We start from the raw sequence: 16,839 nt of genomic DNA on the forward strand, positions 1-16,839 counted from the left end.
ATAGAAATGATTACAGACATTAAAGTGAATCGCGGATTATTTTAAAGATGATTACACTGTAGTTATATTCTGGTAGTTAATTGTTTATTGCTTGGATGGTTGTGAAAGCTGTAACGTTTGAGGGCTATTCTAAGCCGTTGCCTTAGCCACGGTCTTACCGTTATTCAAAATAGATTTCGAATAAAATGCAGGATACGGATGGCTTTAAAAGATTGCTTCGTCACTGGCATTCGCCAAAACGCCGGATTGTTAATGACCATCCAACCTTTCCTTACAAAGGATTTTCTTGAGTCTTTAACTTTTACCCCTCGCCTGTATGCCCTCATCCTTCCGTCAGGCTCTTAAGCATCAAACCTCGTTACGCCGGTTACGCCTTTTACTTCCAACAGGTTTTTGATCAGGTTGTCTAAATGATCGGTGTCGTTTACAAAAACCATAATCGAACCGTCGAAAATGCCGTCGTTGGTATCTACTGTAATCGAGCGCATGTTTACTTTGAAGTCGTTGGAAATTACTTTGGTAATGTTGTTGATCAAGCCTACGTCGTCAATCCCTACAATATGCAAGCCGGTTAGGAAGGTCAGTTCTTTTTGGCCGTTCCATTTGGCTTTTACAATGCGGTAGCCATAATTGGCCATCAGCTGGGCTGCATTCGGGCAATTGGTGCGGTGTATCTTAATGCCTTCGTTAACGGTTACAAAGCCAAAAACATCGTCGCCGGGAATAGGGTTGCAACAGGCGGCCAAAGTATAATCTATCTTTTGCAGGTCTTCGCCAATCAGTAAAATATCCGATTCCGGCCCTTTTACCTTGTTCAGTAACGCTTCTACCTGACGGCCATCGGTTTTAAAATCGTTGCCCCTATTTTCGATTTCCTTTTCGCTGCTTAAATATTCCTTCAGGTCTTTAAGCTCTATTTTGCCATTGGCCACGCCAATAAACAGGTCTTGGGTTGATTGTAGCTTGAAAAAATAGGTAAGCTTGTTCAGGTTGTCGGTATTGTAGGTGATTTTTAGCGATTTCAGCTTGCGCTCTAAAATTTCCTTGCCCGCTTCGGCAATTTTCCGCTTTTCTTCTTTAAGCGACGACTTGATTTTAGACTTGGCCTTGGCAGTTACTACGATATTGAGCCAATCTTCTTTTGGGACCTGCTTGCCCGAGGTGATGATTTCTACCTGGTCGCCGTTTTGCAGTTTATGCGAAAGGGGAACCAGCTTGTGGTTTACCTTGGCGCCGATACATTTGGCGCCCACGTCGGTGTGGATTTCGAAGGCAAAATCGAGGGCTGTAGCACCCAGAGGCAATTGTAGCAAGGCGCCTTTTGGCGTAAAGATGAAGATCTCGTCGGAAAACAAATTCATCTTGAAATCGTCTAAGAAATCGAGGGCATTGGCCTCGGGATTGCTCAGCATTTCCCTTACTTTTTGGATCCATTGGTCCAGTCCGTTGTCGTTGGTCGATTCTTTGTATTTCCAGTGTGCGGCAAAGCCTTTTTCGGCAATTTCATTCATGCGCTGGGTACGGATCTGTACCTCAACCCACTGGCCTTTTGGCCCCATTACCGTGGTGTGCAGCGATTCATAGCCATTGCCTTTTGGCGACGATACCCAGTCGCGCAGGCGGTCTGGATTTGGCCGGTAAAGATCGGTTACAATCGAATAGGCTTTCCAACAATCTGCTTTTTCACGTTCTGGCGGACTATCCAAAATAATCCTGATGGCAAAAAGATCGTACACTTCCTCAAAAGGAATGTTTTTCTTTTTCATCTTGTTCCAAATGGAGTGGATTGATTTGGGCCGGCCGTAAACGTTGGCAACCAGGCCTTGTTCGGCCAGAATTTCGTTGATCGGTTCTACGAAAGCCTTGATGAACGAGTTCCTTTCGGCTTTTTTCTCATTCAGTTGGGTCGCAATAAATTTATAAGTATCTGGCTCGAGGTACTTCATGGAGAGGTCTTCCAGCTCCGATTTGATGGCATACAAACCCAAGCGATGAGCCAGGGGGGCGTAGAGGTAAATGGTTTCGGAGGCAATTTTGAGCTGTTTTTGCCTTGGCATAAAATCCATCGTCCGCATGTTGTGCAGGCGGTCGGCCAGCTTGATCAAGATAACCCTTACATCGTCGGCCAGGGTGAGGAGCATTTTCCTGAAATTTTCGGCCTGCAACGAGCTGTTATAGTCGAAAACCCCAGATATTTTGGTCAGCCCGTCAATGATTTTGGCTGTTTTTTTGCCAAACTCGCGTTCGATATCATCGAGGGTAATGTCGGTATCTTCCACCACATCGTGCAGCAATGCACACACAATGGAAGTAGTGCCCAACCCGATTTCCTCGGCGGCAATCTGCGCCACGGCAATTGGGTGGTAGATGTAAGGTTCGCCCGATTTGCGGCGCATGTCTTTATGACTGTCGAGCGCCATTTCAAATGCCTTGCGTATTTCTTTCTTGTCTCCCTTTTGTAAAGTTGATTTCGAAGCACGCAAAAGGGCACGATACCTCTTGAGGATTTCCTGTTTTTCTGCCTCTAAATCAATTACTAAAGTATTCTTCATTTGTATTTTCTAGGTAAAATTATCGTATTTTAAGCTATAAAAGATTATATTCGATTATCGTTGAAACGAATATATAAAATTAGCTTTAACTTTGTATAGGCATAAATTTATGAAATATTCACGTCTTTTTATTCTGATTATTGTCATGTTTCTTGGCACTGCCGTTAAGGCCCAGGAAACAGGAACGCCTCCAATTTGGCCAAAATTGGGTAAAAACGACACTATCCGCGTAGCGGCCACCAACGACAACGGCTACATGATACCTTGGATTGGCCTGCAGGAAGTAGTGATTTATGGCCAGCGCATCTGGAAGTCGGCGGCCGATCAGGCGGCCTACAACCGGTTAAAGTACAATGTTTTAAAAGTAATGCCTTACGCCTTGTTTGCCAAGCGTCGCTATGAGCAACTGGAACGTGATTTAGCAACGGTTGCTGATAAAAAGGAGCAGAAACGATTGGTAAAAGAATGCGATGCCGAAATCAAACAGATGTTCAATACCGAAATCAAGGAACTGACGATTACCCAAGGCCAAATCCTCACCAAGTTGATAGACCGCGAAGTAGGACGTACTACTTTCGACATTGTGAAGCAAACTAAAGGGGGCTTTGCGGCGTTTTCTTATCAGTTGATTGCAAGAGTGGTTGGACATAATCTAAAAAGTACCTACGATGTTTCGGTAGACCGGGATATTGAGTCAATTATTGTCAGCTCGGGCTATTACCAAAATTAAATCCATGAATCCTGACCAAACCATATACCCATTTAAAGTAAAGCTATTAAATGGGGCCGAAAAAACATTAGCTGATTATAAAGGAAAAGTACTGATGGTGGTTAACACCGCTTCGGGTTGCGGCTTTACGCCACAGCTCAAGGAACTGCAGGAATTGAGGGAAACGTATAAAGACAAGGGGTTTGAGATTTTAGGCTTTCCATCCAACGATTTCGGGAAGCAAGAACCGCTAGACGGCAATGCAATTGGCGAATTCTGCGAAGTCAACTATGGCGTTCAATTTCCTATTTTCGAAAAAATTATGGTCAGGGGAAGCCATGCGCATCCTTTGTTCAAGTTTTTGAGCGATAAAAAGCTAAATGGACAGCTGAGTTCTACTCCTAAGTGGAACTTCCACAAATACCTCATCAACAAAGAGGGCAAAGTGGTTGATTATTTTTATTCTTTTACCAAGCCAAATGCATCGAAGGTGAAAAAGAAAATCCAGCGTTTGCTGGAAGAGAAGGCAGAGGGCGGAAGGTAGCGGTTTTAAGGTGAAAGGTTTTGGATCTATTACTCATTCAAAATTCAATCATTCTCTCATTCAAAATCAATAATAGATGAAATTAGACATACTTGTTTTTGCCGTGCATCCCGACGATGCGGAATTAGGCTGTTCTGGAACAATTTTAAAACATATTGCCTTAGGAAAAAAAGTAGGGATCGTTGATTTTACCCGTGGCGAGCTAGGTACCCGTGGCTCGGCTGAAATACGTGATGAAGAGGCGGCCGAATCGGCTAAAATATTGGGATTGCATGCCCGGGAAAACCTCAGGCTAAAAGACGGCTTTTTCAGGAACGATGAAGCCCATCAGCTGGAAGTAATTAAAATGGTACGTAAATACCAGCCTGAAATTATCCTGACCAATGCCTTGCACGATCGCCACCCAGATCATGGCCGGGCAGGAGATTTGGCCAACGACGCCATATTTTTATCGGGCTTAAGGCGGATTGAAACTACGCTTGATGGGCAAAAGCAGGCGCCTTGGCGCCCCCGCCTGGTGCTGCAGTATATTCAAGACCGTTACATCGAGCCCGATATCCTGGTTGATATTACCGAGGTGATGGAGCAGAAAATTGCTTCGATCAGGGCGTTTAAAACCCAATTCGATAGCCCTGATAACAGCGAACCTCAAACCTATATCTCATCGCCCGAATTTTTGGAGGCGGTAATTTCTCGTGCCCGCGAGTTTGGCAAAAGCATTGGCGCCACTTATGCCGAAGGTTTTACCTCCAGAAAACTGCTGGGCGTAGCCAATCTTTTTGATTTAAGATAAAATAACCTCGTTAACGAAAAGGCCCGACTTGCATTGCAGGTCGGGCCTTTTGGGTTTTGGTTGGCTAGGCTGTTAGTAGCCTGGGTTTTGTTGTAAACCTTTGTTAGCGCTCATTTCGCGGTCTGGAATTGGGAAAATCAATTTTGGACTGTTGTAAGGAAAGGCACCGATTGCACGTTTGGTGCGTTTGTAATCGTGCAGCCTGAAACCTTCGAAAGCCAGCTCTTTGTCGCGTTCGGTTAAAATAAGGTCTAAAGTAGGTACAATTGGACCTAGCCCTGCTCTAGTCCTTAAGGTGTTGATATCGTCGGCAGGCGTAGCGCCAACTGAAGTGCCCAACCTAAAATTGGTTTCGGCGCGGATCAGGTATTGCTCTGTAATTCTACACACGGGTATGTTGTCAAAGAAATTATACCATTTTCTGGTAAACAAGCCCGATTTTGCACCGTTGCCATCGTAAATCATGTCGGTTCTGCGTTTGTCGGTGGTGCTGTACGAATTGTAAAAGGTGGTGTTGATGCTGGCATCTCCACGGCCAACCTTGCCACCTGTTGAGTTCAGATAGCTAGAATAGAAAGTAGCCAAGCCATCATTTGCCGAACCTGCATTACTTTGGTCGTTTTGCTGGATTTCGAAAATACCTTCGTTAGAGTTTTTTACCCTAAAAGGAGTTTCCAGCGAAGCGGTAATCAAGCTGTATGGGCTGTTGGTGATGATGTCGTTTGACAAGTCGCGAGCCAACTGGAATTTGCCTTCCTGCAAATAAACCCTCGCCAAAAATGCCATGGCGGCATATTTGTCGTCTACCGCGCTTAATTTGGTGATGGCGGTTTTCAAATCGTTTTCAACGGCAGTATAAACATCGGCCACAGTACTGCGTGGAATGTTTTTAATCACATCGTCGGTTGTTTTGATAGCCTTGGTCATAATGGGCACGCCAAGATTGGTATTAGGTGTGGCCGGATCATAAGGCAAGCCCCATAGCCTTACCAATTCAAAGTGCATAATGCCACGGATAAACAGGGCCTTGCCTTCAATTACATTTTTGGTATTGGCATCGGTTACTACGTTTAATGCGCCAAGTACCGTGTTGGCCACGTTGATGGCTTTATAGGCCGCATTCCAGGTACGGCCCACATCGGCGTTAGTTGAAATGATCGATTTGTTAGAGATATCCCTATAGGTGCTGAACGAGCCAGTCCAGTTTAGATAACCGTCGTTTGCGTAAAGATCGGGAATAAAAACAAGGTTGGTTCCGTATAAATCGCCAGTGGCCAGTACCGTATAGGCGCCTATCAGTGCATTTTGCACGTCGGCCGTAGTACTCAGCGCCACATCTGAAGAAATAGACTGCTTAGGCTGTATATCTAGTTCTTTTTTGCAGGACGTGATGCCAAGTAGGAACAGGCCTGCAATCAATATATTTTTATTAAAGCTTTTCATAATTCAAGTTTTTCATCAATTAAAATCCAACATTCAAACCAAAAGTAATGGTGCGTGCCTGAGGCGGGGTGTAGAAATCGTGACCAAGCTGTACGCTGCCTGCAAAAGTGGTATTGATTTCTGGATCGTAGCCTGTATAATGCGTGATGGTAAATGGATTTAAAGCAGAAACATATACCCTGAGGTTCTGCATTTTATATTTCTTGATTAAAGCCTTAGGTACGTTGTAGCCCAAAATGATGTTTTTTACCCTCAGGTATGAGCCCGATTGTACATAGCGTGAAGATGGCCTGGTACCGTTTGATTCGCCAAAGCGAGGCTGCGGAATAGAGGTAATCTGTCCAGGGGTTCTCCAATAGTCCATTTGATCGATGGTTTGGTTATCGAAATAATCGCCGTTTGCCGATTGGAAACCGCCTGCTGCATTATACAAATCGTTGCCGTATACAAACTGGGTTTGGACGTCGAGGTCGAAGTTTTTATAAGAGAACCTGTTGCCAAATCCACCAAAGAACTTCGGATTAGGATTGCCGATTTTCTGGTTTTGCGCGGCACTGTAATCATTGGTGGTGGCGGTACGGCTGGCATCTACATAGTAAAGCGCATCGCCATTGGCTGGGTCAACGCCGGCATAAGCCTTGCCATAAAAATAGCCGAACGGCTCGCCTTCCGAAATTCGGCCCAGATACCTGCCGCCCGGAAAAATAGGCTGGCCGGCCAATCGGGTAATCTTGTTTCTGTTGAACGAGATGTTAAAAGAGGTTGACCATTTAAACTCGCCAACAAAGTTTTTGCTGTTGAGGGAAATTTCCAAGCCTTTGTTTTCCAAGTCGCCAACGTTTTGGGTAATCGAAGTGAAGCCATTGGTGGCCGGAATAGGCACATTTAGCAAAAGGTCGGTGGTTTTTTTCTTATACACCTCGAACGAACCGCTTAAACGGTCGGCAAACAAACCAAAGTCTAAGCCAAAGTTAAGGTCGGAAGTATTTTCCCAGGTTAGGTTAGGGTCGCCCAGCTGATTAGGCAATGTGCCTGCAACACCGGCATAATTTACGCCTCCGTATAAAGTACGCGAAGCAAAGTTGCCGATTTCTGCATTACCCGTTAAGCCGTAGCTGGCTCTCAGTTTCAACATCGAGATCCATTTGGTGCCCTTCATAAAATCTTCTTCATTGATGATCCAGCCCAAAGAACCGGCAGGAAAAGTTCCGTATCTTTTGTTGCTGCCAAACCTCGAAGAGCCATCGGTTCTGATGGAAGCACCAACCAAGTATTTTTCTTTGTATTTGTAGTTGGCCCTAGCCAGGTAAGAAACAAAAGTATAGGCGGTTTCGAAAGAACTTCCGGCCGATATTTTGGCAGCACTCGCAATTTTTTCAAAACGGTCTGAAGGGAAGCCGGTACCGGTAACGGTTCCGTACCTGAACTTGGTGTCTTGGAAAGTAAAGCCCACCAAGGCATTCAGGCTATGGTTTTCATTAAATACCTTGTTGTAGCTTAGTGTATTGTTGGTGTTAAAGTTGATAGACTTGGCCAGGTAATTATAGCTGTAGCCCGCGGTACTGCCGCCGTCCTGGGTTTTGGCACCGAGGTACTGCTCTTCTTCCAAATTGTTGAAATCAAAGCCGTATTCGCTTTTGAACGTCAGATCGGGGGTGATTTTTAAACCGGCATAAGCCGTAGCCAATGTTCTGTAAGTGGTTGACAGGTTGCTGCCGTTTACCTGGTCTATCAAACCGTTATAATATACGGTGTTGTTGTTCAGCTCGCCGGTAGCTGGATCGTAGATAGGCTGAATAGGGGGCAAGGCATTCAATTGCAACGGGTTAGAAAAAAGGTTGTCGTTCGATACCCTGTTGTTGTCGGTTTTCGAAATGTTGATGCTTCCGCCCAAGTCGAGTATCTTAAAGGCCGTGTGGTCTATGGTGGCCCGGCCACCAGTACGTACAAAGCGGTTGCCGATAATAATACCATCGTTGTTGTTGTAATTGCCCGATACCATAAAGCGGGTTTTGGCGTCACCGCCGCTTACATTGATGTTGTACTGCTGATTATGGCCACGCCTGAAGGCCGCGTTGGCCCAATCGGCATCGTAATTTGTATCCCAATCGTTTACGGCATTGTTGTCGCCCCAAAATTCGGAAGCATTGGCATAGCCATCGTAACCTACGTTTTTGAGTGATTCTTCAAGCAGTTGCCTATATTGTGCGGCATTGAGGAATTTGCCTTTTTTGGTAGGGTCGCTAAATCCTGCAAAATAGCTCAAATCTATCTTGGTCTCGCCCGCTTTTCCTTTTTTGGTGGTGATGATTACTACCCCATTTGATGCCCTGGCTCCGTAAATGGCCGAAGCGTAGGCGTCTTTCAGTACCTCCATCGATTCGATATCGTCTGGGTTGATGGCCGCCAAAGGATTGTCGGGTTCGGTATAGCTGCCCAAGGCATCGGTTACCACGGGTACGCCATCTATGACAAACAAAGGCTGGTTATTGGCCGAAATAGACGAAATGCCACGCACGCGGATTTGCAGGGCCTGACCTAGCTTGCCGCTGCTCGAGTTCACGAAGACACCAGGCGCATTTCCCTGTAGTGCACTCTCGATGGTGGTTAAAGGTTTATCTTTGATGTCGGCTACGCCAAGCTTGGCAATAGAGCCGATTACATCTCTTCGGTTTTGCGTGCCATAGCCCACTACAACCACTTCGCTCAGGTCGGATGCCTTTTCCCTTAAGGCAACATTAATGGTGTTTGACGATCCGATAGGCTCTTCTTGGTCGGTAAAGCCTAGATATTTGAAGACCAGAAATTTTGCATTGACATCAACCGAAATGCTGAAATTTCCATTGAAGTCTGTCTGAACGCTTTGGGCGTTGCCTTTTACCGATACAGTTACCCCAGGAATCGGATTTTTGTCGTTATCGCTGGTTACTTTACCGGTAATGGTTCGGTTTTGGGCCATGGCAATACTGCTCAGACTGCAGAGGATTGCGCATAGCAACAGTAGTCTTTTTTTCATAAAGGTTCAAGTTTTAGTTGATGATTCCATATAGTTTAGTTAATACAATTTACAAAAAAGTAGTGACAAGAATGTTACACTTGTCAAAATGAAAAGAAATTGAACAACAAAAAGGGGTGAAATCTGTTATCCTTCTTAAAACCCTTCGTTATGTCCAGTTTTTTCTCTTCCCTAAAAAACGCCTACAAGCTTTTCAAATCCGTAGATCTCGACCAGCTCAATGCTTTATCAAAAAAAGTGAATTTGGCTCAAATGCTCGAAACGGCCGGAAACCTGGACGAAGAACAATGGCAGGGGTTGATGAAATTAATGTCGACCAAAAGCAAAAATAAACCTCTGCCAGCCATCGAAGGCGATTTTTACCATTTGGGAGACGAGGCGCTCAAAGATTCGGACCGGGTCTTGCAGCTCGAAGTGCGCGCCTTTTTAGAAAAAGAAGTAAAACCCCTGGTAAACCCATATTGGCTTAAGGCCGAGTTTCCGTTCGAGCTGATTCCGAAAATAGCCGCCTTGAATATTTGCGGACTCACTTACCAAGGTTATGGTTGCGCTGGTAAGTCTAACCTGATGGAAGGTATTTTAGCCATGGAAATGGCCCGGATTGATACGTCGATGTCTACTTTTTTTGGCGTGCAAAGTGGCTTGAGCATGGGTTCAATCTATTTGCTGGGCTCTGAGGCGCAGAAACAGGAATGGTTGCCCGATATGCAACAGTTCAAAAAAATAGGCGCCTTCGGACTTACCGAGCCCGAAGTAGGGTCTGGTGCTGCCGGAGGTTTGGGTACTACAGCCAAAAGGCAGGGCAATAAATGGATATTGAATGGCCAAAAGAAATGGATAGGCAACGCCACATTTGCCGATGTAACCATCATTTGGGCCAAGGATTTGGACGACCACCAGGTGAAAGGCTTTTTGTTGCGAAAAGGAACTTCAGGCTTTGCCGTAGAAAAAATAATGGATAAAATGGCCTTACGCATTGTGCAGAACGGCCTGATTACTTTAACCAACTGCGAAGTAGACGAATCAGACCGTTTGCAAAATGCCAATTCTTTTAAAGATACGGCCAAGGTGTTGCAAATGACGAGGGCAGGAGTGGCCTGGCAGGCGGTAGGTTGTGCCCGTGGCGCTTATGAAGCGGCCTTGGCCTACACCCAGAAACGCAAACAGTTTGGCCGGCCTATTGCCTCCTTTCAATTGATCCAAAATCACCTGGTTGAAATGCTTTCGAACCTAACAGCCATGCAAACACTATGTTTCCGTTTGTCGCAGTTGCAAGATCAGGGTATGTTGACCGATGAACATGCTTCGTTGGCTAAGGTTTTCTGTTCGATGCGTACCCGTGATATTGTGAGTCGGGCGCGCGAAGTAATGGGGGGCAACGGAATTTTGCTGGAGCATGATGTGGCCAGGTTTGTGGCCGATGCCGAAGCCATTTACTCGTACGAGGGCACCAAAGAAATCAATACTTTAATTGTAGGCCGTGCCATTACCGGTTTTTCTGCATTTGTTTAGCCTGTTAAAGGCATTGCAAATTAGGATGGTATGGTTAGGGTAGGCTCCTTGATAACAAATTGTGAAATTTAAAGCCTTTTGGGGCCCACAAATTGCAAATGGAACCTGATTGACGTTTTTTAACATGGCTTCTTTCTTCATAAATTTCGCTTAGCGATTTTTTTGTTGCTCATTTTCCTCTCCTGATTTCTCTAAAGTCACATAAAACGTTTTAATAGTTTTATTTAAAAGAATATTAATTGTTGTTAGTGGCCAATTATGCAAATATTTTGGGGCATAAAAATAGATGTTCAGCATAAAATTTGCCTCAAATGCACATTTAAAAGGCATTTAACAAACGTTTGCGTTAACTGAATGATTAATTATATTTCCTTTTAACTAATTAGGACTGTTTTATTTTCCTCAATGTAAACCACGCCGCTGCTAAAAAGCGACAGCTACCAAATACAGTCTGCAAAAAATGTAAAGACTAGTCATTGTCAAAAAATCGAACATATTTTTCTGTTTTCCTTACTAAGTTGTTCAGTGCCAATGTGGTAAAATAACAGGGGCAGGCTGGATATTGCTGAAGCTATTTTAGCCAAAACCGAATAAATATTAACAAACGTTTGCGTAGTGTACGATAGATATAAAATTGTTTTTAATAAACAAATTGCATTATCAAACGAAAGTAAAATAACTGTCGATTAAATATTAAATAACAGTTTATATACTTCCGCTTGAGCGCAGTACTACAAACCAACCAACCAACCACCAAACAACTTAAACTAACCAATATGAAGAGAAATCTACTTCCCTGCCTTGTGCGCCTTTTGATTGTACAACCTCGGTTGAGGCCCTTGTATAATTTCCAGCTCCTGTAGCCGCACTACCTTAAAAGAGCCGCTGGTTCTTTTTGATTACGATCCACTTATTAACCAACAATAAAAATGACTAAAATTTTTACGTGCATTTGCTGTTTCTTTTTAGTAGCTGTTTTTGGACCAAAGTCTGTGCGTGCCAATCGTTCAGACGACCGCGTTGCCAAGGCATTTCTTGCTTTCCAACAAGATACGTCCAAAAAGGTAAAAGCTACCTATTCGTCAACAGCCGATACCATCGGCCAAATGATCAGGACTTTACAGAAGTTCAAAACCAACCGCGACACCATCAATGTGCGCTCATCGGCAGCAGTTCCGAACTTGTCGTTGCAACAAGTAATTAAAGGAAATCTTGCTGGCGTATACGTACAAGAGCCAAACGGCGAGCCGGGAACCGAACAAAGCATGATTGTTCAGGGAGCCTCTGGTCTTTTGTTCTCTAAAAAAGATATTTATGCCCTGCAACCGGCTGTCTATTTAAATGGTGTGCCATTGGTGCAAGACAATCCTTTTGCATTCGATATCCAAAAATATGATTACAATAGGGTTGGACCGGCTACCAACTTGCTTTCGCAAATAAGCATGGACAACATTCAATCGATTGTTGTGGTGAAAGACCCTTATGAATTGGCCAAATTGGGTCCGAATGCCGCAAACGGTGCTATCTATATTACCACCAAGAATGCCAGGGCTGGAGTTAGAGACATCAGCCTCAATTCTTATTTTGGCTACGTAGCGGCGCCAAGCGTAAATACGGTGAATGGTGTTTACGAAAACAACTTCAGAAAGCCATTTTACCAAAAATATGCCACAGCTAGCAATTATGCCAGCTATGCTTCTTATTTGAGGGATTCGACCAATACGGCCTACTATGGTCCTTCTAACTGGAACGACCTTTATTATCAAAGTACGCCCACCTTTTCGGCCGATTTGGGAATTACCGGCGGCAGCGACCGTGCCAACTTCAGGTTTTTTGGCTCGGGAACCAAAAATGCGGGCAATGCCGATGATACCAATATCGACAGGTACAACTTGTTTTTTGGCATCAACATGGCTCCGTTTAAATGGCTTACCGTATCTAGCACCGTAAACACAGCCCGTTTAGACCGAAACAGGAACAAAAGCTTAAGAGATCGTTTTGCAGAAACCCGATACATTCCCGATTTGAGCAGCCCGCTTTCGCCAAATGCGTCTATTTATTCGGGTTATTTGCAGGAGAGTGCGCGCAATGTTGACGACAACCGCTCTAATATTTTGAACGGCAACCTGAACCTGAGCGCAAAAATCAACAAGATTGTGATTTCTACCAGCTTGGCTTTTGATTATAACGAAGGCATCCGCGATTATTTTACCCCATCAACCTTAATGGATGGAGTAAGTTATGTATCTAACTATTTTGGCTACAGCCAACGTTTGCTGCTCAACAACTTTGCTACTTATAAATACGAAATCAATGCGAAGAATGCCATCGATTTCGAAATCGGACAAAGTTTTCAGGGCGATACTTATAAATACAATTATGCCAGGGCCTACAACGGACCGAACGACTATGTAAAACTGAACATTGTGGATGGTAATGCTGGCAGCGATGATTATTTGAATACCCTGGCCGCCAATGGTTTTTATGTATTCAGGTACATCGACAAAGAAAGAAACAACCTGTTTTCTTTATATGCTTCGGCAAAATACAAATATAAAGATCTCTTAACCCTCAGTGCCTTGGTAAGAAGGGACGGTTCTTCTAACGGACAGCCAAACAGCAGGTGGGTAACAACCCCAGCCTTTAACGCCGATTGGAACCTGAAAGAGCAGTTTTTGAAAGACAATGGCATTTTTGACAAGTTGCACCTAAGTGCAGGTTGGGGCCGTACGCTTCGCATTTTCCAAGACGACCGCTTCGCTGCCGGTCCGCAGTACCGTTCGGAAAACGGCTGGTTCGAAGAGCCTACCATTCCTGGCTACGGTGGCCGCTTAGGTATTAACAGACCTTACGACAGTGGCTTTATCGGCTACAACATCAGCCTTCCTTATGCAGAGCGGACCAATTTAACCATTGATGCAACTACCCTCAAAGGCAGGTTAAACGCAGCGCTTACCTTGTATAACCGCAACGACAAAAATCAGGTTATCGGAATGCCGGTGCCGCTTGAAACCGGTTACAGTGCCAATTACCAATCGGGTATGGACATTAACAACAAAGGCGTTGAGCTTTTGCTGAATGGTTTGGTGATCGATCAGCCTAAGTCGCTGAGCTGGAGCACCGGACTGAACATCAACTATAACCAAAACGAACTAAAAGCATTGCCTAACGGTGTAAAAGAACTGATTTATAACAACGACAATAAATTAGTAGTAGGCAAGCCTGTGGGCAGCTATTGGCTATACGCCAACAACGGCATTTACAATACCAATGCCGAAGTTCCAGCTGGAATGACTTTTAACGGCATCCCGATGAAAGCCGGTGATCCGAGGTGGGTTGACTACAACGGCGATAACAAAATAGACAGCAAGGATAAAATACTGACCGGAAACAGACAGCCCAAATTTGTTGGCGGATGGAACAATACCTTAAGCTATAAAAACTTCGACTTGAATTTCAATTTCATCTTTGCCTTGGGCCAAAAATCGATTAATCAATATGAAGCCACCAAATATGGTTTCGTAAACCGCGAAGCTGGCAACGACATCAACTCGGTAAAAGAGGTTTCGTCGTGGCAGACGTTCAGCAATGAAAAATCATACCCGATTTATAACCCTTGGAGCGATGTAGACGCTTACCGTACCGATCAGGATTTGTTTTTGGAGAATTCTTCTTACGTCAAACTAAGGTCGGTAACGCTGGGTTACGATTTTGGCAAAACGGTGCTCTTTAACAAAGCTACCGGCAAAGGCGTTAGAAGAGCCTATTTATATGCTACGGCAATGAACTTATTCACCATCACCAAGTTTAGCGGAGTTGACCCTGAGCTGGTTAACTACAATGGTTACTACGATGGTGCCAATCTAACTATTCCAAGAACGTTTGTACTGGGCTTTAAATTGGATTTGTAAAATATTGACGGCGTGCCGATGGCTTCATCGGCGCTGTAAACAAAATGATAAACAGATGAAAAATATGATCAATAAAAGGAACGGTTTTTATCAAATCACTATCGGAATGATGTTATTCCTTATTGGTTTGGGCAATTTCTCCTGTAAGAAGATTGACGATGTACAGTCGACCCGGCTGGCCACCGAAGAAACCAATTGGAAAACCTTAGAAGATGCCAAGGCCAACTTGCTGTCGGTTTACGGTTTGATCCGTTCGGCCACCGTATCTGACAATACGCACTGGCTGATGGGCGATTTGAGGCAAGGCGATTTTGCCATCACCAACCGTGCCGATTTAAAGGCTATTGTAAACGGCCAGTTGAATGCTTCCTATCCGGTAATTAACAGAATTACCAATTGGAGAAGGTTTTACGCAGCGGTAAATGCCGCCAGCTTGTTCATTGAGCGGTCAAAAGAAATCCGTGCACTCGATCCGCGTTATACGCAACTGAACAACGACGTAGATGTTGCCCAAGCCCGAATGATCAGGGCCTTTGCGTACTTCTATATGGTAAGGATCTGGGGCGATGTGCCTTTGCTTACCTCGTCGCACGACGGCGATTTTGTAAAGGTGGGAAGAACCTCAAAAGACAAAGTATTGGCTTTTTGTACCAACGAGCTGTTGGCTGCCGCCCAGGTGGTGCCATTCAGGTATGGCGGTACCGATCCGATTATGCCGGGTTTATATTATGGTGCCAACTGGCCAAGCTGGAATGGTATTGTGTTTACCCGTTTGTCGGCCTACATTATTTTGGCGCACATTGCCGCATGGCAAGGCAACTATATCGATGCTGCCAACTATTCGAAGTTTGTATTAGACAACCAGTCGACCCAGTATTTTGTTGACGGTGCCAACCCGCTCGACTATATCGATATGGCCGCCTTAACCGAAAACCAGAACAACTACAGTCCGTTTGCCTACAAGAGGGCAACGCTGATGGTAGGTTTCCCATTCGAAGCAGGTAACGGATTGTCGACTTCCAACGGTCATATTGAACAGCTCACTTTGGCTGCGCCCTACATTCCGAAAGTACAGCCCGAAATGTTTGTGACTAAAGACAGCATCCTTAAAATATTTACCGATCCGAAAGACCTTCGTTTCAGCATTGATCCGATCAGCGGACTTTATAGGAAAAACTATTTCACCAATTTCGAATCGGAGCAGCCTATTTTCAGCAAGATCAAGGTAATCTATCCAAGCAATACCTCGGGCAACGTAACCTTGTTCAGCTCTTCGATGGTGTTTAGCCGCATGGAAGAAATCACCTTGCTGCGGGCCGAAGCGCTGGCTGTACTGGGGCAACGCGAAGCAGCCATCAATGCTTTGAACAAAGCCGCCAATTTAAGAGGCCCTATCGTTTACTTGTCGGCTTCTTCTAAAGACCTCATCGATGCCATTTTCGAAGAGCGCAGAAGAGAATTGATGGGCGAGGGCTGGAGATGGTACGACATTGTGAGGTATAACAGGATCAAAAATAGCAATGGCGTTTTTGCAACCAAGAACGGCGTGCCCATGACCTTTAAGCAGTTTGAAACCGCCGGTGGCATTTACTGGCCGGTATCGCAGGATGTAATCAATGCCAATTCGCTTATTACCCAAAATCCTTATTGGCAATAGTTAACAGATTAAAAGAGATATCAGATGAGAAATACATTATATAGAAATTGTGCATTTGTTCTTTTGGGACTGTGCAGCCTGTACATGAGCGCCTGCAAAAAAAGCGAGTCGGAATATTACAACTATAAAAATACAGTTCAAACCTTCAACGGTTCGGCACTCGATTACCTTAAATCGCAACCCAATACCTTCGATTCGTTGTTGCTGGTTTTGAACCGCATTCCGATGCTGAGAGATTCTGTGGCCAGTGGCAAGATCACCTTGTTTGCACCGGTAAACAAAAACTTCGAAGCCTCCATCAAATACCTCAACATGCAGCGCAAAGCAGAGGGCAGGGCGCCGATTTACCTGAGCACAGCCGATATTAACGAATTAGGCTTCATGACCTGCAAATACATCATCAGGGGCAACAGAACCACCGATGCCTTTGCCAGCAGCGTAGATGGCTTGCTGCTCAATTCGATCATCATCAACTACCCGATGCAAATCAGGTATGTAAGGTTGAGCGCTTCGGGCTATCAGGGTGGCGGACCTGCCGTATTGAATTTCAGCGATACGCACGGTTCTAATTTCGAAGATTTCTGGACCACCACCACCACCAATGCAGTAAATATCAAAACCAACAATGCAACGATCAACATCCTTTCGCCGATGCACAACTTTGGTTTTAGCGAATTCACAGACAGATTAGACCAATAGCTT

General features: G+C 44.7%; 10 protein-coding genes. 7 read left to right on the forward strand and 3 right to left on the reverse strand.

Translation table 11 applies throughout. From position 1 onward, the window contains the following. Positions 1 to 341: 341 nt before the first annotated feature. On the reverse strand, positions 342 to 2,552 hold the full coding sequence (locus JHD69_RS01080) for a RelA/SpoT family protein (protein ID WP_199136422.1): 2,211 nt from the start codon (positions 2,550 to 2,552) through the stop codon (positions 342 to 344). A gap of 109 nt (positions 2,553 to 2,661) precedes the next feature. Between JHD69_RS01080 and JHD69_RS01085 the strand changes: the two genes are divergently transcribed. The 3 genes from JHD69_RS01085 (at position 2,662) to bshB1 (ending at position 4,598) form a co-directional block, all read left to right on the forward strand. Then, complete coding sequence (locus tag JHD69_RS01085; RefSeq protein WP_199136424.1) at positions 2,662 to 3,282, forward strand: DUF4294 domain-containing protein; 621 nt, start codon at positions 2,662 to 2,664, stop codon at positions 3,280 to 3,282. Positions 3,283 to 3,286: 4 nt separating this feature from the next. Continuing rightward, a complete protein-coding gene (locus JHD69_RS01090; protein WP_199136426.1) occupies positions 3,287 to 3,805 on the forward strand; it encodes a glutathione peroxidase in 519 nt (172 codons plus the stop codon). Positions 3,806 to 3,881: 76 nt separating this feature from the next. Then, positions 3,882 to 4,598: a bacillithiol biosynthesis deacetylase BshB1 gene (gene bshB1 / locus JHD69_RS01095; protein ID WP_199136428.1), complete on the forward strand. Its 717-nt coding sequence runs from the start codon at positions 3,882 to 3,884 to the stop codon at positions 4,596 to 4,598. Between the two features lie 72 nt (positions 4,599 to 4,670). On the opposite strand, the gene JHD69_RS01100 is transcribed toward bshB1, so the two are convergent. Together JHD69_RS01100 and JHD69_RS01105 are read right to left on the reverse strand one after the other, a co-directional pair. Continuing rightward, entirely contained in the window at positions 4,671 to 6,041 is a 1,371-nt protein-coding gene (locus tag JHD69_RS01100) for a RagB/SusD family nutrient uptake outer membrane protein (protein WP_199136430.1), read from the reverse strand. 19 nt (positions 6,042 to 6,060) lie between these two features. Beyond that, the gene (locus JHD69_RS01105; RefSeq protein WP_199136432.1) at positions 6,061 to 9,057 is read right to left on the reverse strand and encodes a SusC/RagA family TonB-linked outer membrane protein; all 2,997 of its coding nucleotides are present in this window, start codon (positions 9,055 to 9,057) and stop codon (positions 6,061 to 6,063) included. Between the two features lie 150 nt (positions 9,058 to 9,207). On the opposite strand from JHD69_RS01105, the gene JHD69_RS01110 reads away from it, so the two are divergent. The 4 genes from JHD69_RS01110 to JHD69_RS01125 all read left to right on the forward strand — a co-directional run bounded on the left by JHD69_RS01110 (position 9,208) and on the right by JHD69_RS01125 (position 16,836). Next, the gene (locus JHD69_RS01110) at positions 9,208 to 10,569 is read left to right on the forward strand and encodes an acyl-CoA dehydrogenase family protein (RefSeq protein ID WP_199136435.1); all 1,362 of its coding nucleotides are present in this window, start codon (positions 9,208 to 9,210) and stop codon (positions 10,567 to 10,569) included. 929 nt (positions 10,570 to 11,498) lie between these two features. After that, entirely contained in the window at positions 11,499 to 14,480 is a 2,982-nt protein-coding gene (locus JHD69_RS01115) for a SusC/RagA family TonB-linked outer membrane protein (RefSeq protein WP_199136437.1), read from the forward strand. Positions 14,481 to 14,586: 106 nt separating this feature from the next. After that, a complete protein-coding gene (locus JHD69_RS01120; RefSeq protein ID WP_233165614.1) occupies positions 14,587 to 16,137 on the forward strand; it encodes a RagB/SusD family nutrient uptake outer membrane protein in 1,551 nt (516 codons plus the stop codon). A 24-nt stretch (positions 16,138 to 16,161) separates the two neighbouring features. Next, the gene (locus JHD69_RS01125; protein ID WP_199136441.1) at positions 16,162 to 16,836 is read left to right on the forward strand and encodes a hypothetical protein; all 675 of its coding nucleotides are present in this window, start codon (positions 16,162 to 16,164) and stop codon (positions 16,834 to 16,836) included. Positions 16,837 to 16,839: the final 3 nt, after the last annotated feature.

It is taken from the genome of Pedobacter sp. ASV12 (assembly GCF_016429155.1).
Classification (GTDB): Bacteria; Bacteroidota; Bacteroidia; order Sphingobacteriales; family Sphingobacteriaceae; genus Pedobacter.

Excerpts from the sequence above, each read along its gene's own strand:
- JHD69_RS01115 (WP_199136437.1), top strand. The coding sequence starts at position 11,499 with ATGACTAAAATTTTTACGTGCATTTGCTGTTTCTTTTTAGTAGCTGTT.
- JHD69_RS01100 (WP_199136430.1), bottom strand. The coding sequence starts at position 6,041 with ATGAAAAGCTTTAATAAAAATATATTGATTGCAGGCCTGTTCCTACTT.
- JHD69_RS01080 (WP_199136422.1), bottom strand. The coding sequence starts at position 2,552 with ATGAAGAATACTTTAGTAATTGATTTAGAGGCAGAAAAACAGGAAATC.
- JHD69_RS01120 (WP_233165614.1), top strand. The coding sequence starts at position 14,587 with ATGATGTTATTCCTTATTGGTTTGGGCAATTTCTCCTGTAAGAAGATT.
- JHD69_RS01090 (WP_199136426.1), top strand. The coding sequence starts at position 3,287 with ATGAATCCTGACCAAACCATATACCCATTTAAAGTAAAGCTATTAAAT.
- JHD69_RS01110 (WP_199136435.1), top strand. The coding sequence starts at position 9,208 with ATGTCCAGTTTTTTCTCTTCCCTAAAAAACGCCTACAAGCTTTTCAAA.
- JHD69_RS01105 (WP_199136432.1), bottom strand. The coding sequence starts at position 9,057 with ATGAAAAAAAGACTACTGTTGCTATGCGCAATCCTCTGCAGTCTGAGC.
- JHD69_RS01125 (WP_199136441.1), top strand. The coding sequence starts at position 16,162 with ATGAGAAATACATTATATAGAAATTGTGCATTTGTTCTTTTGGGACTG.
- bshB1 (WP_199136428.1), top strand. The coding sequence starts at position 3,882 with ATGAAATTAGACATACTTGTTTTTGCCGTGCATCCCGACGATGCGGAA.
- JHD69_RS01085 (WP_199136424.1), top strand. The coding sequence starts at position 2,662 with ATGAAATATTCACGTCTTTTTATTCTGATTATTGTCATGTTTCTTGGC.